Origin of the sequence: Photobacterium sp. BZF1 (assembly GCF_014349205.1) — a bacterium.
In the GTDB taxonomy this organism is placed as follows: Bacteria; Pseudomonadota; Gammaproteobacteria; order Enterobacterales; family Vibrionaceae; genus Photobacterium.
The window spans coordinates 1-21,351 of the sequence record NZ_JACSOF010000015.1; the positions used below are offsets into that span (position 1 = coordinate 1).

Here is a 21,351-nt window from a genome sequence, read left to right on the forward strand (position 1 = left end):
ATGTTATTTCTTTGTTGGTATCACATCAAAGGGGGCAAATCTCTCATATATTAAAATTAATCAATTGATTAAATTGTAGGGAATTAATGCCCTGTTAGTCTGGCGGGCAAAGCTTAAAATTAATCAAGTGATTAATTGAGCGAAGTGAATGCAGAATGTGCGCAATAACAAAGGTTTTAGGGAGGCGTCATGGTAGGTAAGGCAGGGCGCCCTGTCGGCGATTCAGATGCCAGGCAGAGGTTGATTGTTGAAGCGAGGAAACTCTTTGTCAGTTTGCCTTACGGTAAGGTCTCGACACGGATGATCGCTAACCGTGCTGACGTCAATGTCGCGTTGATCCGCTATTACTTCGCCAATAAATCTGGCCTGTATGAAGCCATGTTGAGGGAGACGATTACCCCGATCCAAGCCCAGCTGAGAGTGGCCTTGGACAAAGGGGATTTTGCTTCTATCGGGGATTTGATGCGTACCTATTATCGAATCATGGCACCCAACCCGGATATGCCGAAATTGATTGCCCGGGCCATGATGATGGAGCCGGCTGATCTGCAGCGCCAGACCATGGAAAAGATCTTCAACGAGGTGGCTCGCCCTGCGATTGAAGTGATGTTCCAGCAATTGCAAAAGCAAGGCGAGCTTAGGGCTGATGTGTGTCCTGAAAAGGCGAGGATGAGTTTTATCAGTTTGATGGTATTCCCCTTTCTCATTCCGCCCTCGCTGCTGACGCTGCAAAATATTGAAATGGACGAAGCTTATCTGGCTGAGTTGGCCGAGCATAATGTCAATCTGTTGGTGCGTGGCCTGACAATGCCAAAGGAAGAGAATAAACCATGCTGAAGAATCGAAAATTGCTGTTGTTTCCCGCTGTACTGGTCGGTGTGGTGATCTTGGTACTGGCCATCAACTTGCGCCCGTCTCCTGAAGTAAAACCTGCCCTTGAGCGGGCCCGTGTGGTCGATGTGATTAATCTTGAGCAGCAGCTACTTGCCCCGCAAGCAGCGGGCTTTGGCCGGGTTGCCCCCAAGGTGGAATGGCAGGCCATTGCTGAAGTATCCGGTAAGGTGGTTTATCGCCATCCTGATTTGAACAAGGGACGGGTACTCGATGCCGGCACGGTGTTGCTGAAAATCGACCCTTTGGATTATGAGTTGCGCTTGGCGCAGGCCGAGGCCGACGTCAGTGCCAGTCAGGCCCAACTGGCGAAGCTAGAGCAGGAAGAGCAAAACCTTAAAACGACGCTGAAAATTGAAAAAAACCGCTTGGCGATCAGCAAGAAAGAACTCGCGCGTAAGCAGGAGCTACGAACCAAGGGGTTAACCTCGCAATCGACGGTCGACCTCGAGCAGCAAAATGCGTTGGCCAGTCAGAAAGTGGTGCAAGAAATCGAGAACCAACTGATTGTGCTACCCAATGAGCGCAAGGTGACGCTGGCCCAGTTGGAGGTCAACCTATCGCAAGTGAGTGAAGCGAAGCGTTCGCTGGAAAAAACGGTGATCACCTTGCCGATTGATGCCCGGATCTCAACGGTCGATATAGAGCAGGATCAGGTGGTTAATACCCAGCAGGTGATGGTAGTGGCACACGGTATCGATACGGTGGAAATTGATGCCCAAATCGCCCTACATGACATGCAAGTACTGGCGGCCAGTTTGACTCAATATACCGCCCATGCAGACGGCAAGCCTCGTGCCGATCAACTAGATCTCAGTGCCAGTATCCAGCTATCGAGCGGCAACTTTATCCAGCAGTGGCCTGCTGAGGTGACCCGGATCAGCGATACGGTCAATGCCAACCAGGCAACCGTTGGGGTGATCCTTGAGGTCGGCCAGGACTATAGCCAGATGTCGCCAGAAACGGCCCCGCCATTGGTCAACGGTATGTTTGTTGAAGCAAGGCTCTCGGGCCAACCCAACCCGCATTGGGTGATCCCTGAGCGAGCCCTGCATGGGGATAAAGTCTATTTGGTCGATGGCAATAGCAACCTGAAAATTCAGCCGGTTACAGTGCTGTTCCGCCGTGATGGCCAAGTGGCGATCAGCGGTGATCTGGCATCTGGGACCCAACTGGTAGTCAATGACCTATTACCCGCAGTGGCGGGCATGGCACTCAAAGTGGTTACGGTAAATGGCAAGCCAGTTGATGAGGCTAAGGCTCAAGACCAAGATCAGGAGCCGGCATCATGATCCGTTATTTCTCCCGCCACCCAACCGCTGCTAACCTGATGATGCTGGCATTGATTATTCTGGGTTTGGTGTCGCTTCCGAAGATTAAACGTGAAACTTTCCCAGAATTTGCTCCGCCTTACATCATTGCCTCGGTGGTTTATCCGGGCGCCTCGCCACAGGAAGTGGAAGAGAGCATCTGTATGCGGATGGAAGATGCGGTCGATGGGTTGGCCAACATAGTCGAGACTCGATGTGAAGCGGTGGAAGGATCGGCGTCGTTGATCCTCAAGCTGACCAACAGCGAGGTTGTCTCGCGGATGCTGGTGGATGTTCAAACTCAGATCAATGCGATCAATGACTTCCCGACTGAAATCGAGTCACCGATTGTCCGCGAGCTAGACTGGAACGAGCCGGTGGTTGATGTTGCAATTAAAGCCGACACCAGTTTGCCCCACCTCAAAGCTTATGCCGAGCAACTCAAACGCACGCTCAAATTGGATTACGGCGTCTCGTTGGTGGAGGTCAGTGGCTTTTCCGATCACCAACTCCGGGTGGAACTGGATGAGGTGGCGATACGTCAGCTTGGTTTGAGTGTAAGTGATATTGCCAGCAAACTGAGCCGGCAGAACATCAAACTGCCAAGCGGCAATATCGAGTTGGCGGACCGTAATTTATTGATCCGGTTTGATGAGCAGAAAATTACCCCCGAGACGATTGCACGGACGGTTGTCGGTGCCGATGCCCAAGGGGCAGTCCTACGGTTGGGGGATGTGGCGACCATTACTGACCGCTTTGCCCTTGATGAACAAAAGGTGCTGTTTGACGGTGTGCCATCGGCGATGCTGCGGATCAGCAAGAACAAGGCCGATGATGCGCTGCGAATTAAAGAGCGGGTCGCTGCCTTTGTCGAGGCTGAAAACCAGCGGGCGCCAACCGGGGTAACCCTGACACTGACCAATGATCTCTCATCTCTGCTATGGGATCGCCTGACCATGATGGTCAAGAATGGTTGGCAGGGGGTGATACTGGTTTTTGCTGTGATGTGGTTGTTTTTCTCGTTCCGCTATTCGTTTTGGATAGCCGCAGGGCTGCCGGTGGCGTTTTTGGGCAGTATGTATTTGATGGCGACATTTTCGCTATCTATCAACATCATGTCCCTGGTTGGTTTGTTGATGGCTATCGGGATCATGATGGATGATGCGATAGTGATCTCCGAGTCCATCGCCTCCCACCTCGATCGTGGGCAGAAGATCCAGGACGCGGTATATAACGGGGTGAAAAAAGTCTTGCCGGGGGTCGTGTCATCCTACCTGACCACCATTTGTATTTTCGGCAGCTTGATTTTCCTCGAGGGGGAGATGGGGGCAGTACTGCGGGTCGTGCCGCAGGTATTGATCCTAGTGTTGACGATCAGTTTGATCGAGGCCTTCTTGATCCTACCTAGCCACCTCAGCCATTCCTTGCACCGCCAGAAACAGGAGAAATTACCTCCTCGTTGGAAACAAAGCTTCTTGGTCCGTTTCGAGCGATTTAGGAATGAACGCTTGGTGAAGATGGTGGCTTTGGTGGTGCAGTGGCGTTACCTATTTGTCGGTGGGGTTATCGGCTTGCTGTTTGCCTCTTTTGCCCTGTTGGCCGGTGGGGGGCTCAAGTTTGTCGGCTTCCCCGAGCTAGATGGGGATATCGCCGAGGCGAGGATCATTCTGCCGCCGGGCTCGACACTGGGCCAGACCGAAGCTGTGGTCGAGGAAATCGTTGCCTCTGCCAAGCGCCTTAACGAAGAATGGAGCGAGCGCAATGAAGGAGGTGAGTCTTTGGTGAGGAATATCACCGAGCAATTCAACTTTAATGCCGATGCTGACGAGAGCGGGCCGCATGTTGCGACAGTAAGGCTTGATTTGCTCAGTGCTGAGATCCGTAATAGCTTGATAGATGAGTTTATTGATGCCTGGCGGGAAGATGTTGGTGAGCTGGCCGCCCCGGTGGCGTTGGTTTATAAACAACCTATGATGGGGCCGGGTGGACGTGCTATAGAAGTACGGATGCAGCATGACGATCTGGCGATGCTCAAGGCTGCCTCCGTCGAAACCCAACAGTTCTTCAATGAGTTTGCCGGGGTATCGGGCGTACTCGATGACATGCGGATGGGCAAACCGGAGGTGTTGATCCGGCTTCGCCCCGGGGCGGAGGCGTTTGGTGTCGACGGCCAGATGATAGCTTCCCAGCTCCGTTCGGCCTATTTCGGCCAGACTGCCGATGAAATCCAGATTGGTCCCGAGAACATTGAAATCGAAGTGATGTTCAACAAGGAGCGGGCAGCGGATCTACAAAACTTATCAAGTTTCCCGATCATCTTGTCTGATGGTAGCCAGATCCCGTTGGCGTCGGTGGCAATCCTCGAGCACCAGCGGAACTATGTCCGTATCCAGCGCATTAACGGCCTGCGCACACTCAGCGTGTATGGCGACCTGCAAGAGAGTGTGATCAGCTCAGGTGAGGTACTAAGCCAGTTTAGAACCAAGCTGATGCCTCAATTGCAGCAGGACTACCCGGGGTTGCGGTTTGATTTTGAGGGGGCTGCCAAGGATACCGCGGAAACCGGCCAGTCGATGGCGACCGGCTTTATGTTGGGTATCTTCGGTGTGTTTGTGATCCTGAGTTTCCAGTTCCGCAGTTACCTCGAGCCATTCGTGGTATTGCTCGCGATACCGCTGGCGTTGATTGGGGTATTCTGGGGCCACCTCCTGCTAGGCCACCCGCTGAGTATGCCGAGTATGATGGGCTTTGTGTCGCTGGCAGGGGTAGTGGTCAACGATTCCATCTTGCTGGTGCAGTACATCCGCCACCACCTTGACGACGGTGACGGCATAGAGCAAGCGGTGGTGCAGGCCAGCCGCGAACGCTTTAGGGCGGTTTTCCTGACCTCGTTGACTACCGCTGCCGGATTACTGCCATTGATGCTGGAAACCAGCTTGCAGGCCCAGGTGATCAAACCGTTGGTGATTTCGATAGTGTTCGGTATTTTCACCTCGACCCTGTTGGTACTGTTTATGATCCCTGCAGCGTATGTGATTTTGTCTGACTTCAAGTTGGTGCACCGCCACGAAAAGCTAGTCTCTGCATAGCGTTAGACTGACTTAGCTTAAGATAACCCTTCCGTTGTTCTTTTCTAAAAAGGGCACGGAAGGATTGTCATTATCCCTCCTCCAAAGCGTCACTGCCCTGTCATATCCCTCTCCTAATCTGATGCTTAATTAATCAGAAAAGGATCGGGCAATGACCTTGCTGACACCATTACAGCGAATGGATTACGCATTTTCGGCACTTTGCCTTTGCCATCGTTTCAATATCCAGGTTGCGCGTTTCAGCCGCGCGGTTTCCCATACCGGGGATGGCCACCTGTATGTGATGTTTGCGGCATTGGTGTGGGTGGTAGATACATCACAGGGAACAGAAGTAGTGAAAACAGGGTTGTTGGCCTTTTCTCTCGAACTTCCCGTCTACCTCATCTTGAAAAACAGTTTAAAGCGTGACCGCCCAGCGGCACTGCCTAGCTTTATCACCCCATCAGACAAATACAGCCTGCCATCAGGCCATACCGCAGCGGCTTTTGTGATGGCTTCGCTGATCACTACTTTCTACCCCGATACGGCATGGTTTATTTGGCCGTGGGCGATAGCGATAGGGTTTTCACGTGTACTACTTGGCGTGCATTACATTACTGATGTGATTGCTGGCGCCTTGCTGGGCATATTCTGTTTCCAGTTGGTGAGTTTTTGAGGAGTAGCTGATAAATGAAGATCCTTTATGGCGTCCAAGGAACGGGTAACGGTCATATTTCAAGGGCTAGGGAAATGGCGAGGGCATTTGCCACTTTGGGGGGAGATGTTGATTTCCTGTTTTCGGGAAGGCCGGATAATCGCTATTTCGATATGGATTGCTTCGGGGATTTCCAAACCTGCCGCGGACTGACTTTCGTGACCGAAAACGGCGAAGTGAACCGCAGGAAAACATTGACCGGTAACCATTTAGCCCGCTTTGCACGGGATGTCCGCCATCTCGATGTATCCGGCTATGATGTTGTACTCAATGATTTTGAACCTGTATCTGCTTGGGCTGCCAAGGCGCAGAAAGTCCACAGTATTGGTATCAGCCACCAGAATGCTTTTCTGCACGATATTCCAACCCGAGGGCAAACTTGGTTCGATAGTCTCGTGATACGTGGCTTCGCCCCGACAGTCCAGCAGTTAGGTGTACATTGGTTTCACTTCAACCAGATGATCTTGCCGCCGATCGTGCCAGTAAAGGAAGCCCAGAGGGATAATGATCAGTCGGTATTGGTTTACCTGCCGTTTGAGAGCTTGCCAGCAGTGCTGGATTTGCTCACCCGGTTTAACCAAGTTCACTTTTATTGCTATCACCCCGATGTAGAGAAAGATAGTGAGTACGATAATGTCAGCATTCGTCAGCTCAACCGAGAAAGCTTCCATCATCGTTTGCACTATTGTCGGGGCGTGATTGCCAATGGTGGTTTCGAGTTGCCCTCCGAGGCGATGAACCTCGGTAAGAAACTATTGCTCAAGCCCTTGCATGGTCAGTATGAACAGCTCAGCAATGTGATGACACTGGAGATGATGGGGCTGGCGGATTCGATGAGCTACCTTGACCCTGCTGCGGTAAGAAACTGGCTCGATAGCAATTCAGTTGGTCGGGTCAAAATGCCGGATGTTGCCATGACAATTGCTGGCTGGGTGCTGTCGGGAAACTGGCATAACTGTGATGAATTATGGCAACAGCTATGGGATCAGGTTGAGTACCCGGAGATCGTCGAAGAAGCCATGATTGAGTGGTACACAAATAATGAGCCAAGCCGCTACAAATCCTCCATAACGACTGTGTAACATCGCAGTGTCACCCAACGATGAAAAGGCCGGTTTAGGCCTTTTTTTGTCCCAGCCAAGCCTTTAATTTTGCTTATAATTGAAGCTTTATTTTAATTATAGATATTTTAGATCTTTTTATAATTGACTTAAGGTTATGAAATATAAGTGTTTGTATTCTGAATTCAGTTTTTTATATATCACTGCATCAATTTGCTGATACTCGCCTATTTATTTCGTCAATCTATTTGAAACATACTGGCAGCACCCCGAGAGAGGGAGTCAGTTTTCAGAGGCATTGGAATGCCCAGTTATTCACCGGCGGCATAATGGATTTTGCCCCATAACGGTAATCTATAGAGGCAAATAATGGCACGCAGAAATTCATCTATTCACCCTGCTGATGGGTACAAAATGGAATCAAACTTACGTAGCGTTGATCTAAACCTGTTGACTGTATTTGATGCAGTTATGCAGGAGCAGAACATTACCCGTGCAGCACACAACCTGGGTATGTCCCAGCCGGCAGTGAGTAATGCTGTTGCCCGCCTGAAGGTGATGTTCAATGATGAGCTGTTTATCCGCCATGGCCGTGGTATTCAGCCTACCCAGCGTGCCAAGCAGCTGTTCGGCCCTCTACGCCAGGCGTTGCAGCTGGTGAAAAATGAGCTGCCGTCTTCTATTTTCTCGCCAGAAACCTCAACTCGCACCTTTAAACTGGCCGTTTGCAGCCCATCTGACATGCGTTTTGCCCCACGTATCCTGAGCAATGTTGCTGAGCAAGCACCTTATGTACGAGTGCAGGTCGAGGCAGAGTTGGACGCTGAACTCACCCAGAAAATGCGTTACCAGGACATCGATTTCGTTATTGACTATGTTCGCTTCGATGAGCCAGGCTTCTGCAGCACAGAGCTGTTTACCGATGAATTGGTGGTCGTGGCTGCGGGTAACCACCCGCGCATTGGTGAGGTGATCACAGAGGCTGAATTTACCCAGGAGCAACATGCGGTCATGAAGTCGATCCCGGGGGTGAAGATGTTCGCCGACCATATCTACCATGCCCATACCAGCTACCAAGAGGCCTACCAAGGGGCGAGCCTGAGCAACATCATGTATGTGGTTAGCCAATCCGAATTGATTGCCGTGGTACCGCGCTGGCTTGCTAATGTGGCGGCAGCTAGCCAACAGTTGAAGATCCTGCCGTTACCGGTTGAGTCGGCCAAGATTGCAGGCTACTTGAGCTGGCATGAGTCATCACAGAAAGACAAAGGTCACATCTGGATGCGCGACCAGCTATTAGCGGTATGTGGTGATAGCTCCCTCTAAATCGGAGCAATGCCCTTTTTGTTATGAAGCCAGCAATCGCTGGCTTTTCTTTTTCTAAGCGAGTCTGTGCGTGCCGTTATACTGTCAGTAGGCGGAAAGTTAGACGTATTTCCTTACACTTTGTAGCCATGCTATTAGGGAAACGTAGAGCCTTTGTAATATCTGGCTTTTTGATTCTGGTCGTACCAGAGAAATGGGTATTTTGTGAAGTCACGGAGTTGCCTTTTTCCCTGCGTCGCGGGTAGACTCCCTGCGGAATAGGCTTACAGGTGTAAGCCCGAATGGCAGAGTAGTTATGGCTAAACGTGAATTTCATATCGTCAACCGCATTCGTTCTCAAGTTGAGCGTTTAGGTGACCAGGTTGCATTGCGCCACCAAGTGGCGGGTCAATGGCAAGATATCCGCTGGACTGAGTTTGGCGATCAGATCCAACAGCTAGCGCTGGCAATGATTGGACATGGCCTCAATGTCCAAGACAAGGTCGGTATTTTCTCCAACAATATGCCGCGATGGACAGTGGCTGACTTCGCAACCTTGTACAACCGAGCTGTAACTGTCCCTATTTACCCAACCAATACCCCTCAGCAAGCTGCATACATCATTAACGATGCAGGCCTCCGTATCTTGTTCGTAGGCGAGCAGGCACAGCTGGATGCTGCTGTTTCGGTAGCGGCTGATTGCCCTGGATTAGAACATATCGTGGTGATGGGTGAGGTTGAAAACCTGACCGAGCACCCATTGGTGATCCGCTTTGAAGACTTCGTGGCGGCTGCCGAGTCTGCGCCTGCAGAGGTGTTGACCCAGCGCCTAGATGAAGCTTCAATGGATGACCTGCTGACGCTGATTTACACCTCGGGTACGACCGGTACGCCAAAAGGTGTCATGTTGGATTACAACAATATTGGCTCTCAGATTGAAGGCCACGATCAGAAGTTGGCACTGGAGCAAGGTGATGTTTCACTGTGCTTCCTGCCATTGTCCCACGTTTTCGAACGTGCATGGACCTTCTATGTCCTACACCGTGGTGGCGTAAACTGCTACCTGTCAGATACCAACCTGCTCAAAGAAGCCCTTGCCGAGGTGAAGCCAAATGTCATGGCGGCAGTGCCTAGGGTTTACGAGAAGATTTATTCAACCGTCCACGACAAAGTGGCCCGTGCCCCGTTCCAGCGCAAGGTGATCTTCACCTGGGCGGTCAATATGGGTGCCCGTATGGCACTGGCCCGCCAGGAATGCCGCGAGCCGTCGTGGATGCTGAAGAAGAGCCATGCGTTGGCTGATAAGCTAGTGCTTTCAAAGCTGCGCGCTATCCTTGGTGGCAACATTAAGTTCATGCCATGTGGTGGTGCCAAGCTGGACGAGAGCATCGGCCGCTTCTTCCATGCCATCGGTATCAACGTCAAGCTGGGCTACGGTATGACCGAGACCACCGCGACAGTATCGTGTTGGGATGATAGCTGCTTTAATCCTGATTCCATCGGTATGCCGATGCCGGGTGCAGAAGTGAAAATTGGCGAGAACAACGAGATCTTGGTTCGCGGCCCAATGGTTATGCGTGGCTACTACAATATGCCGGAAGAAACGGCCAAGAACTTTACCGCAGACGGCTTCCTGAAAACCGGTGATGCCGGCCACATTGATGAGGAAGGTAATGTGTTTATTACCGACCGAATCAAGGAGCTGATGAAAACCTCGGGCGGTAAGTACATTGCGCCGCAGGTGATTGAAGGTGCCATTGGTAAAGACCACTTTATCGAGCAGATCGCCGTGATTGCCGATACCCGCAAGTTTGTCTCGGCCCTGATTGTGCCTTGTTTCGAAACCCTGGAAGAGCATGCTCGCGAGCTTAACATCAAGTACAAGGATCGCATGGAGCTGGTCAAACACAGCCAGATCATCGAGCTGATCGAAAAGCGTGTTGTTGAGCTGCAAAAAGATCTGGCGCGATTTGAGCAGGTGAAGAAGTTTACCCTGCTGCCAAGTGCCTTCTCGATGGACAAAGGCGAACTGACACCGACTCAGAAACTGCGTCGTAAAGTGATCCAAGACCGCTACCATCAGCAAATTGAGCGTATGTACGAAGAAAGCCATAAAGCGGCCAGCAAGTAATATCGCTAACGTGTTGGAAAGGGGAGCCTCGGCTCTCCTTTTTTATGCCTGGTATTTGCCTGCTGGGGGCTCGGTTTTCCGTTTTGGTGCTGCCAGTGTGGCAGTCTCAGTGGCACTAGCTCTGGTTTGATCAGTTGAACATTCTGAAATAACCACATACACAGAGGAAAATATTCTGCAATTTGTAGCACGCTCAATGATGATCTTGATGGATATTTGCTCATTTCAGAGGATACGTGTTAACTGCCTTCGACCAATAGACTTAGTTGCTAAAAAAACGTTACAGTTGTTGCGGTTTACTGCTCGGGTTATGACTCAGAGCAGGTAACATAGCATGAAAGCACGATTTCATTTTTTAGGCTAAAAATAAGCCCTAACTATGTTATACCAGCCTGTATAGCTAATTGAGGCACCAGGTATTCTGGCTGCTGTATTTCCTCAATCAGGCTAGCGCAACCCGTGCTGATACCCAGACTGTTTGCTCCTCCAACCAAGCAGATGGGATCAGGCCGCTAGCAAGAGGTATGGAATGAATTAGCTATGCAGGGTGGTATACGCGACCTGGAGGCAGAAATATGGAAATGTTGTCCGGCGCCGATATGATCGTTCGTTCGATGATCGATCAAGGCGTGAAACATATCTTCGGATACCCTGGTGGTTCAGTTCTTGATATCTACGATGCGCTGCATGAGAAAAGCGATATCGAGCACGTACTGGTCCGCCACGAACAAGCGGCAGTGCACATGGCAGATGGTTATGCCCGTGCCACTGGTGAGGTTGGTGTGGTGCTGGTAACGTCCGGCCCAGGAGCGACCAACGCTATCACTGGTATCGCAACCGCTTATATGGACTCCATTCCTATGGTCGTGCTTTCCGGCCAGGTCATGAGTAACCTCATCGGTAACGATGCCTTCCAAGAGTGTGACATGGTGGGGATCTCACGTCCTGTCGTCAAACACAGCTTCTTGGTGAAGAAGCCGGAAGATATCCCTGAGATTATCAAAAAAGCCTTCTATATCGCTTCTAGTGGCCGCCCTGGCCCTGTTGTTATCGATATCCCCAAAGATATGCTCAACCCGGCTGAGAGCTTCCCGTACAAGTACCCCGAGTCTATTGCCATGCGTTCTTACAACCCGACAACGCAAGGCCACAAGGGCCAAATCAAGCGGGGTCTCAAAGCCCTGTTAGCGGCCAAAAAGCCGGTATTGTATGTTGGCGGTGGTGCAATCATGGCTGATTGTAGCCCGCAATTGATTAAACTGGCTGAGAGTTTGAATATCCCGGTGGTCAATACCCTGATGGGCCTTGGTGCTTTCCCTGGTTCGCACAAGAACAACCTGGGTATGCTGGGGATGCACGGTACTTATGAAGCCAATATGGCAATGCATAACTCGGATTTGATTTTCGGTGTCGGGGTGCGTTTTGACGACCGTACCACCAACAATGTCGAGAAATACTGCCCGAATGCCACCATTATGCATATCGATGTCGACCCGTCGTCCATTTCCAAAACGATTGCAGTAGATATCCCGATTGTAGGTTCGGCGGATACGGTGCTCAACTGCATGCTGAAAATGCTTGATGAGCAAAGTGGCCAAAACGATGATGCCGCCATTGATACCTGGTGGAGTGAAATCGAGTCCTGGCGTGGACGCCAGTGCCTGAGCTACAAGAAGGATAATGAGCGCATCAAGCCGCAGGAAGTGATTGAAGTGCTGCACAGGCTGACCGATGGCGATGCTTATGTTGCCTCGGATGTTGGCCAGCACCAGATGTTCGCTGCCTTGTATTATCCGTTTGACAAACCCCGCCGCTGGATCAACTCCGGTGGCCTAGGCACGATGGGCTTTGGCCTTCCTGCCGCAATGGGGGTTAAGTTCGCCCTGCCAGATGCCGAAGTCGTCTGTGTAACCGGTGATGGTAGTATCCAGATGAATATCCAGGAGCTTTCCACTGCTCTTCAGTACGATATTCCGGTTAAGATCATCAACCTCAACAACCGTTTCCTCGGTATGGTGAAACAGTGGCAGGATATGATTTACCAAGGCCGCCACTCCCATTCTTATATGGACTCGGTGCCTGATTTTGCTGCCATTGCTGAAGCGTATGGCCATGTTGGGGTGCGGATCTCCGACCCGAACAAATTAGAAGAAGAGCTGGAGAAGGCGCTGGCGCTAAAAGATCGCCTAGTCTTTATCGACATCAGTGTTGATGAGACAGAACACGTCTACCCAATGTTGATCCGTGGTGGGTCAATGAGCGAAATGTGGCTGAGTAAAACGGAGAGAACGTAATATGCGCAGGATTGTATCAGTACTTCTTGAAAATGAACCGGGCGCATTGTCACGGGTAGTCGGGCTATTTTCCCAACGGGGTTACAACATTGAGTCTTTGACGGTAGCCCCGACGGACGATCCTACCTTGTCCCGTTTGAATATCACGACCAATGTTGAAGATGAGGCGGCGCTGGAGCAGATTGAGAAACAACTGCACAAACTCATCGATATCCTCAAGGTTAGCAATGTTACCGAGAGTGAGCATGTCGAGCGCGAATTGATGTTGGTTAAGGTGAAGGCGAGCGGTTTTGCCCGAGCGGAAGTGAAGCGCACTGCGGATATTTTCCGGGGCCAGATAGTCGATGTGACAAGCCAGATCTACACCGTCCAGCTAGCGGGGACTAGCGATAAGCTGGATGCCTTTATTTCAGCGGTCAGCGAAGCGACAGAGATCATCGAAGTGGCGCGCAGTGGTGTCGTTGGTATTGCTCGTGGAGAGCGGGCGCTGAAAGCTTAAATCCTACTAAGAGCTTGTCTCAGGCCTAATACACCCGGTGCTTGTCACCGGGTTTTGTCATTTTGTCTCCCTGAAAATCAAACCTTATTAGACTAAAGTCTAATAAGGTCAGGTGCCAATCAGGTGGTATGGCGCAGGGGGGAAATGATGAACCGTAAATTTTTGGCAAGGCTAACAGTGCTTAGCCTATTTCTGCTTGGCTTCAATGTCAGTGCGCTGTATTTCCTGTTAGCGGTATTACTGCTTAATACCCACCACAAGGAAATTTTTTGGTAGTGCCAGCTATCAGTCTTGGACCAAGTCGCCTTTTATCATTTCCAGTGCGCGCTCTGAATGAGTTGCCATGATTGCCAGTGCCTGCTCGGTATTGCGGTCCAATACTGCCTTCATCATTGCTTCATGCTCACCGTTGTCATGGTATCGCTCTTCATATTGGCGGTGCCTGCTCACCCAGATATGGCGATAGCGTTCGATTTGCTCATACACTTGCCGGTACAGTGCCAGCATTGTCGGTGATTGACTACCTGCAAGGAGGGCGTGGTGGAAGTCACTGTGCCTTTGTTCCCATTCTGCAAAGTCGGTATTCGCTTCTGCTGGGTTCAGCCTACTGAGCTTGTGGTAGCTAGTGAGGATGTTGATTTCCCATGCTTCATCGCCTTGCTCAATCGCTCGCTGGAGTAGGATTTTTGAGAGTTCTTGATTGGTATCGAACAAGTCTTCCAATTCGGCTGCAGAAACATTGGCAACCCAGCAGCCTTTTTGTGGCGCAAAATGGACGTATTTACGCCAAGCCAGTTGAACAAGGGCTTCGCGGATAGGGGAAGCGCCCACGCTATATCGCTGCTTGAGTTCTGCAACCACCAGTTTTTGGCCTGGGGATAGCTCACCCGTCAAGATATCTTGGCGGATCATTTCCATGACTTTATCGGCAAGGGTAGGGCTGGACACGTTCTTCCTCATTGTGTGGTTTCAGCTCAGAATAGGCAGTGCCACCCGTAAGGTTAAGCGTATAAGGATATGCTCAAGGGGAATACTGCAGGTGAAGTATATCGAGGAAAAAAATCGAGTGCGACGCTAAGTTTCATAATTGTGAGAGGTTATCACAGATTAGCGTGGTAGTTGGCGATGAAAGCAGCGCCGTGGCAGGCAATAAAAAACGGGAGCCGAGGCTCCCGCTTTCAACAATCAGCGTAATGACACTTATAGTACGTGTACAGAAGCTGTGTTAGTTGTACCAGAAGGAACTAGCGCGCCAGATACCATAACAACGATATCGCCTTTAGCGCCTAGGCCAGTTTCTAGTGCAAGCTCTTTACCGCGGCCGTAGAACGCATCAGTGTTGTCGATTGAATCAACAACTACTGGAGTAACACCTTTGGTCAGTGCTAGCTGAGCAGCAGTCTTAGTGTTAGTAGTAACAGCTAGGATGTTTGCAGTTGGGAAGTACTTACGTACAGAACGTGCAGACTTACCAGCTTCAGTTGCTACAACGATAAGAGGAGCGTTTAGCTTCTCAGACGTGTCTACAGCACCTTTACAAACAGCTTCAGTGATACGTAGGCGAGCGCTGTCTAGACGAGAGCCTAGCTCTGCTTTAAGAGCTGCATCAGTACGCTCACAGATCTGAGCCATGATAGTTACCGCTTCGATTGGGTACTTACCTTTCGCAGACTCACCAGAAAGCATTACTGCATCAGTACCGTCCATGATTGCGTTCGCAACGTCACCCGCTTCTGCGCGAGTTGGACGTGGGTTCTTGATCATAGAATCAAGCATCTGAGTTGCAGTGATTACCACTTTACGTGCACGGTTACACTTCTCGATCATCATCTTCTGAGCGAAGATAACTTCTTCTACAGGGATCTCAACACCTAGGTCACCACGAGCAACCATGATGCCGTCAGAGGCTTCTAGGATTTCGTCGAAGTTGTCAACGCCTTCCTGGTTTTCGATCTTAGAGATGATCTGGATGTTCTCGCCGCCGTTAGCAACTAGTAGCTCACGGATTTCTTTAACATCAGATGCTTTACGGATGAAAGAAGCCGCAACGAAGTCAACGCCTTGCTCACAACCGAATACTAGGTCAGCTTTGTCTTTTTCAGACAGTGCAGGAAGCTGTACAGAAACGCCAGGTAGGTTAACACCTTTGTTCTCGCCTAGGTCACCGTTGTTAAGTACTTTACACTTAACTTCAGTCTCAGAAGTTTCTAGAACTTCCATTTCGATCAGGCCGTCGTCAACAAGGATAGTGTTGCCTTTAGCCAGGTCTTTAGCAAAACCAGGGTAAGTTACCGCCACGCGGTCTTGGTTACCGATTACAGAAGTGTCAGTTGTGAACGTGAACTCCTGGCCAGCAACAAGAGAAAAGTCTTGACCGCCTTCAAGCTTGATAGTACGAATTTCTGGACCTTTAGTGTCTAGAAGAATCGCAAGTTGCTTACCAGTCTCGCCCATAACGTCACGTAGGTTCTGGATACGCTGGCCGTGCTCAGCGAAGTCACCGTGTGAGAAGTTTAGACGCATTACGTTCATGCCAGCGTTAGCTAGCTTAGTAAGCATTTCTACAGATTCAGTTTTAGGTCCAATCGTACATACGATCTTGGTCTTTTTCATTGAGAATGGTCTCCGGACGAACTTTTACCCAAGGGAAATTTGATTCACAGTGTTATACCCGAAAACGCAGTGCCATTGATGTTGAAATACGCCCACAAAGTGTGGCGGACTTCAAAAAAATGTAACTTTCGTCCGGTTATCACCAGTGATAATACAAATTTTTTCAAAAATATTGCCTTACAAAAGCAGTGGTGTTGCTTTTGTAAGGCATCTCTTGTGAGCCAAAGCTGCCGTTAACCGGGTAGGTTATTGGCAAGATGTCATGACTATACTGTAGCCGTATGACGCTTGTATGTCTGCCTTACATAAATCAGCAGGCCAAACAAGGGGCACATACTAACATAGTCAATCTCTTTAATCACCTTGTGATAGTGCGCAAATTTTTAACGCCCGCTCAAAGAGAGGGTGAGATTATCTACATATTTCACAGATTTTTTTTGTTTCTTATCAATTGATGATTTATTTAGGAGGGAAAAATAAATAACAAGGTTGTTACTAGGCTAAGGTTGCAGCAAGTTAAGCACAAGAGTGCTGGTAGATGGCTACTAGAAAACAAAAAAGACCTGATAGGTTGCCCTATCAGGTCTCTGAAATCTTTACCACAAGAGAAGTGGTGGCCCCTCCCAGACTTGAACTGGGGACCAAGCGATTATGAGTCGCCTGCTCTAACCACTGAGCTAAGGGGCCGAATGGGTGAAATTATATGGGAAGGCTGTCGGCTTGTCTAGAGAATAAAGTGGTTGTTTTGCTTGCTTTTTAGGCAGTTAAAGGAACATGCCAGCCCAAAGGTGAAAACAGAAGTAAGTGTTTGATGGCAAGAAAGAAGAAATAAAAAAACGGGCCGAAGGGCCCGTTTTTAGTCATGCTATTTTGAATGCGTGCTTATTCATCCAGGAAGCTGCGCAGAACGTCTGAGCGGCTTGGGTGGCGTAGCTTACGCAGTGCCTTTGCTTCGATCTGACGGATACGCTCACGGGTAACGTCGAACTGCTTGCCCACTTCCTCAAGGGTGTGGTCAGTGTTCATATCGATACCGAAACGCATACGCAGTACTTTCGCTTCACGCGGCGTCAAACCAGCGAGTACATCGTTGGTCGCCATACGCAGGTTAGTTGCCGTAGCGGCGTCCATCGGTAGCTGAAGCGTGGTATCTTCAATGAAATCACCTAGGTGCGAATCTTCATCATCACCGATAGGGGTTTCCATTGAGATTGGCTCTTTGGCAATCTTCAGTACCTTGCGGATCTTGTCTTCAGGCATCTGCATACGCTCTGCCAATTCTTCCGGCAATGGTTCGCGGCCCATTTCCTGAAGCATCTGGCGAGAGATACGGTTCAGCTTGTTGATCGTCTCGATCATGTGAACAGGGATACGGATAGTACGTGCCTGGTCAGCAATTGAGCGCGTGATTGCCTGACGAATCCACCATGTTGCATAAGTCGAGAACTTGTAACCACGACGGTATTCGAACTTATCTACCGCTTTCATCAGACCGATGTTACCTTCCTGGATCAGATCCAAGAACTGCAGGCCACGGTTGGTGTATTTCTTGGCAATCGAGATAACAAGACGCAAGTTTGCTTCAACCATCTCTTTCTTCGCACGGCGAGCCTTGGCTTCACCGATAGACATACGACGGCTGATGTCTTTGATACGTTCGATAGACAAGCCAGTTTCCTGCTCTAGGATACTTAGCTTGGTCGTTGCACGACGAAGGTCTTCTTCGTACGTTTTCAGGCGTTCAGCGTAAGGCTTGCCTGAGTTCAGTGCCTCGTCAATCCACTCAGAAGAAGCTTCGTTGCCGGCAAATAGGCTTACAAAAGTTTTCTTCGGCATCTTGCTGTTGTCGACACACATACGCATGATCAGACGCTCGTTGGTGCGCACTTTGTCCATAGACTCACGCAGAGAGCTGATCAGTTTGTCGAACTGCTTAGGGATCAGACGGAACTGCTTGAATACTTCAGACAGTTCTTCAACAGCAACCGCTGTTTTTGGATCCTGGCGGCCATGAGTATCAATAGCTAGCGCCATGTTGTCATAGGCAACACGCAAGTCATTGAATTTCTCACGAGCAAGCTCAGGGTCAATGCCTGTATCTTCTTCTTCTTCATCGGCATCGTCGTCTTCTTCCAGATCTTTGTCTTCATCTTCAAGATCTGCTTCGCTTAGCTCAGAGCCGATGTGTGTTGCTGTCGGTGCGGCAGTTTCTTCTTCATTCGGGTCGACAAAACCAGAGATGATATCAGTCAGGCGAAGCTCTTCTGCTTCTACCTTGTCAAACTGCTCAAGCAAGTATGCGATGGCGCTAGGGTACTCGGCAACAGAGCACTGAACCTGGTTGATACCATCTTCAATGCGCTTTGCGATATCAATCTCGCCTTCGCGGGTAAGGAGTTCTACTGTACCCATTTCACGCATGTACATACGTACCGGGTCAGTGGTGCGGCCAATTTCGCTTTCTACACTTGATAGGGCCTGGGCCGCGGCTTCAATCGCGTCTTCGTCCGCATTGTCTTCTGTCATCATCAGATCATCGGCATCAGGGGCAGTTTCAACCACCTTAATACCCATGTCATTGATCATCTGAATGATGTCTTCCACCTGATCAGAATCGACGATGTCCTCTGGTAGGTGGTCATTTACTTCGGCGTAGGTCAGATAGCCTTGTTCCTTGCCTTTAGCAACAAGTAACTTTAGCTGTGACTGCGGATTTTGCTCCATAGACGATATCCAACTTAGGGTCTGATTGAGAATAGTAGTATGCAGAGATGCAAACTATTAATTATAACAAATTTCTTAATTGATGACTACTTACTAGCCGGGACGGTTGAGTATCAGCAACTGCAATTCCCGCTTCTCTTCGACTGATAAGCCGACGGTTCTCGATTTAGCCTGCAACTTTTCGATTTGTTGTTTAACGCACTGGTCTATGACTTTGTCCATTGCGTCAAGAAAAACATCTAGAGTGTTGTCCTCTTCTTTGGCAAGAGGCAGTTCCCAGGCGGCTAGGCGTGCCAGCATCCCTTCACTTTTGCTTCCGCGCCAACCCTCTAGCAGTTGTCCAGTTTTAATATTGGGGTTGGCCCGACACTTTTCAACTATTGTTATCAATAAATTTAGCCCAGCGACATCAATCCCTTCAAATGCAGCCATATCAAATTCTAGGCTATTTACAAAATCTGGGTTCTGGATCAGCAAGGCGATAACTTCGCGCATCGGGGTACGTTTGATTTCCGGCTGGCCCGCTTTCTTCGGTGCGTCGGCCCCTTGCTTTGAGATTAGCTGCTGTAATTGCTCTTCGTTGGGCAAGCCCAACTTTCTGCCAAGCATCTCACGCAAATAGAGGCGCAGGGTGCCGCCGGGTACTTTATCAATTAGCGGGACGGCAAGGGTACTGAGCTTGGCCTTGCCTTCGTTGCTGCTGGTGTCGACCTGCTGTAATAGGGTGCTGAACATAAAGTCTGACAGGGTCATGGCCTGTTCGACTTGTTGCTCGAACCCTTCCTGGCCATACTGGCGGATATAGGTATCCGGGTCCTCGCCGTCTGGCAGGAACATAAATTTGAGCTGGCGGCCGTCGTTGAGATACGGCAAGGCTTGCTCCATCGCACGCCACGCCGCGTCACGGCCAGCCCGGTCACCATCGTAGCAACACACCACGGTACCGGTTTGGCGGAACATCATTTGGATATGATCGCCCGTAGTAGAGGTCCCCAGCGAGGCGACGGCGTAGTCGACCCCAAACTGGGCCAGGGCAACAACATCCATATAGCCTTCAACAACGAGCAGCTTTTCCGGTTCACGGTAGGCTTGCAGCACCTCGTAAAGGCCGTAGAGCTCACGCCCTTTGTGGAAGATCGGCGTTTCCGGGGAGTTGAGGTACTTAGGGGTACCATCACCCAACACCCGGCCACCAAAGCCTATTACCCGGCCACGGCGGTCATGGATAGGAAACATAACCCGGCCACGGAAGCGGTCGTAGCGCCTGCCGTTGTCATTTTCAATCAGCATACCGGCACTGACTAGTGCCTGCTGGGCCTGCATGTCGCGACCAAATCGGTTACGGACCTGATCCCATTGGTCAGGCACAAAACCGATACCGAACTTTTTGACCACTTCCCCAGACAGCCCACGCCCTTTGAGGTAGTCAATGGCGGTCTGGCCCTCTTGGGTTCTTAGCTGGCCTTGGTAGAACTGGGATATCTGCCCCATCATATCGTAAAGGCCAAGCTTTTCCTTGCTGCGGGCTCCGGACTGGCCACCGCCGGTGCCTTGCTCGCGCGGAACCTCCAGGCCTAGTTGTGACGCAAGCTCTTCAATCGCCTCGACAAATTCCAGGCGGTCAAATTCCATCACGAAATCAAGGACGTTACCGTGGGCACCACAGCCGAAACAGTGGTAGAACTGTTTTTCCTGGCTGACAGAGAAAGACGGGGTCTTTTCGTTGTGGAACGGGCAGCAGGCACCAAAGTTTTTGCCCTGTTTCTTGAGCTTTACCCTGGCATCCACAATATCCACGATGTCATGTCGAGAGATGAGATCATCGATAAATGTACGTGGGATTTTTCCAGCCATAGAGTGGTGTTACCTGCTTGCGTTGGGATGGAGTGTCAAATCAAAGTGTTATAGCTATGCGATAATAGCACTTTGATTTGGCGTCGGAGAAATAAAATCGACAGGGTGCTGAATACGAACAAGCCGCGCAGTCCTGTTACGGATAGCACGGCTTGTTGCAGAAATAGGGTAGGGATTAACCTAGCTTGGCTTTCACCAGCTGGCTAACTTTACCCATATCGGCACGACCCTGAACCTGTGGTTTCAGTACGCCCATCAGTTTGCCCATGTCCTGCATGCTGGCAGCACCGGTAGCAGCAATAGCCTCATCCAGCAGAGCGGCGACTTCGTCGTCGGTCAGTGGTTGTGGCATGAACTCTTCCAGAACTGTGATTTCAGCAAGCTCTGCATCAGCAAGATCTTGGCGACCTGCTGCTTCGTATTGAGCAACAGAATCACGGCGCTGTTTTACCATTTTGGTCAGTACTGCCAGAATGTCGTCTTCGGAAAGAGTGATCTTTTCGTCAACTTCACGCTGTTTGATGGCAGCCATTACCAAGCGAATTGTGCCAAGACGAGGTTTGTCTTTGGCTTTCATCGCTGCTTTTTGTTCGTCTTTAAGACGCTCAATCAGGGTCATAACACGTTCCTTCTGTTAATCAGCAGATTAGTACAGACGAACGCGACGCGCGTTTTCGCGAGCCAATTTCTTCAGGTGACGCTTAACTGCCGCTGCTTTCGCACGCTTACGTACAGTAGTAGGCTTTTCGAAGTGCTCACGACGACGTACTTCAGAAAGGATACCTGCTTTTTCGCAAGAGCGCTTGAAACGACGTAGTGCTACGTCAAACGGTTCGTTTTCACGTACTTTGATTACTGGCATGTAATACTCACCTCAGAGTGATTC

The 21,351-nt window shown here is 50.2% G+C and carries 16 protein-coding genes and 1 tRNA gene; 10 read left to right on the forward strand and 7 right to left on the reverse strand.

Annotated features, from left to right (window positions below):
* The first annotated feature begins 189 nt into the window (after positions 1-189).
* The 10 genes from BIZ37_RS04870 (at position 190) to BIZ37_RS30390 (ending at position 13,550) form a co-directional block, all read left to right on the forward strand.
* Positions 190-837 (forward strand): TetR/AcrR family transcriptional regulator, encoded by a 648-nt coding sequence (locus BIZ37_RS04870; protein WP_187460546.1) that lies wholly within the window; start codon positions 190-192, stop codon positions 835-837.
* Positions 831-2,183, forward strand: coding sequence for an efflux RND transporter periplasmic adaptor subunit (locus BIZ37_RS04875; RefSeq protein WP_187460547.1), 1,353 nt, complete (start codon positions 831-833; stop codon positions 2,181-2,183). The genes BIZ37_RS04870 and BIZ37_RS04875 overlap by 7 nt, the downstream gene beginning before the upstream one ends.
* On the forward strand, positions 2,180-5,290 hold the full coding sequence (locus BIZ37_RS04880; protein WP_187460548.1) for an efflux RND transporter permease subunit: 3,111 nt from the start codon (positions 2,180-2,182) through the stop codon (positions 5,288-5,290). The genes BIZ37_RS04875 and BIZ37_RS04880 overlap by 4 nt, the downstream gene beginning before the upstream one ends.
* 151 nt (positions 5,291-5,441) lie before the next feature.
* The gene (locus BIZ37_RS04885; protein ID WP_187460549.1) at positions 5,442-5,945 is read left to right on the forward strand and encodes a phosphatase PAP2 family protein; all 504 of its coding nucleotides are present in this window, start codon (positions 5,442-5,444) and stop codon (positions 5,943-5,945) included.
* Between the two features lie 14 nt (positions 5,946-5,959).
* Complete coding sequence (locus tag BIZ37_RS04890) at positions 5,960-7,066, forward strand: MJ1255/VC2487 family glycosyltransferase (RefSeq protein WP_187460550.1); 1,107 nt, start codon at positions 5,960-5,962, stop codon at positions 7,064-7,066.
* 348 nt (positions 7,067-7,414) lie between these two features.
* Positions 7,415-8,371, forward strand: coding sequence for a transcriptional regulator LeuO (gene leuO, locus BIZ37_RS04895; protein WP_107299601.1), 957 nt, complete (start codon positions 7,415-7,417; stop codon positions 8,369-8,371).
* Positions 8,372-8,666: 295 nt separating this feature from the next.
* On the forward strand, positions 8,667-10,481 hold the full coding sequence (locus tag BIZ37_RS04900) for a long-chain fatty acid--CoA ligase (protein ID WP_187460551.1): 1,815 nt from the start codon (positions 8,667-8,669) through the stop codon (positions 10,479-10,481).
* Between the two features lie 575 nt (positions 10,482-11,056).
* Positions 11,057-12,775, forward strand: coding sequence for an acetolactate synthase 3 large subunit (locus tag BIZ37_RS04905; protein WP_107299599.1), 1,719 nt, complete (start codon positions 11,057-11,059; stop codon positions 12,773-12,775).
* A gap of 1 nt (position 12,776) precedes the next feature.
* Positions 12,777-13,274, forward strand: a complete 498-nt coding sequence (ilvN, locus tag BIZ37_RS04910; protein WP_187460552.1) for an acetolactate synthase small subunit — start codon at positions 12,777-12,779, stop codon at positions 13,272-13,274.
* 144 nt (positions 13,275-13,418) lie between these two features.
* Entirely contained in the window at positions 13,419-13,550 is a 132-nt protein-coding gene (locus tag BIZ37_RS30390) for a hypothetical protein (protein ID WP_255526673.1), read from the forward strand.
* Between the two features lie 9 nt (positions 13,551-13,559).
* Here the strand turns inward: BIZ37_RS30390 and BIZ37_RS04915 are convergent, their stop codons facing one another.
* The 7 genes from BIZ37_RS04915 to rpsU all read right to left on the reverse strand — a co-directional run bounded on the left by BIZ37_RS04915 (position 13,560) and on the right by rpsU (position 21,327).
* On the reverse strand, positions 13,560-14,234 hold the full coding sequence (locus BIZ37_RS04915; RefSeq protein ID WP_187460553.1) for a GntR family transcriptional regulator: 675 nt from the start codon (positions 14,232-14,234) through the stop codon (positions 13,560-13,562).
* Between the two features lie 240 nt (positions 14,235-14,474).
* On the reverse strand, positions 14,475-15,887 hold the full coding sequence (gene pykF, locus BIZ37_RS04920) for a pyruvate kinase PykF (protein ID WP_107299597.1): 1,413 nt from the start codon (positions 15,885-15,887) through the stop codon (positions 14,475-14,477).
* Positions 15,888-16,498: 611 nt separating this feature from the next.
* Positions 16,499-16,574: transfer RNA gene (locus BIZ37_RS04925), tRNA-Ile, on the reverse strand.
* A 195-nt stretch (positions 16,575-16,769) separates the two neighbouring features.
* Positions 16,770-18,611, reverse strand: a complete 1,842-nt coding sequence (gene rpoD, locus BIZ37_RS04930) for an RNA polymerase sigma factor RpoD (RefSeq protein WP_187460554.1) — start codon at positions 18,609-18,611, stop codon at positions 16,770-16,772.
* Positions 18,612-18,704: 93 nt separating this feature from the next.
* Positions 18,705-20,465 carry a DNA primase gene (gene dnaG, locus BIZ37_RS04935; protein WP_187460555.1) on the reverse strand — a complete coding sequence of 587 codons (1,761 nt, stop codon included), beginning with the start codon at positions 20,463-20,465 and terminating at the stop codon, positions 18,705-18,707.
* A gap of 175 nt (positions 20,466-20,640) precedes the next feature.
* The gene (locus tag BIZ37_RS04940; RefSeq protein WP_107299594.1) at positions 20,641-21,084 is read right to left on the reverse strand and encodes a GatB/YqeY domain-containing protein; all 444 of its coding nucleotides are present in this window, start codon (positions 21,082-21,084) and stop codon (positions 20,641-20,643) included.
* 27 nt (positions 21,085-21,111) lie between these two features.
* Entirely contained in the window at positions 21,112-21,327 is a 216-nt protein-coding gene (gene rpsU, locus BIZ37_RS04945; RefSeq protein WP_005301411.1) for a 30S ribosomal protein S21, read from the reverse strand.
* Positions 21,328-21,351 lie beyond the last annotated feature (24 nt).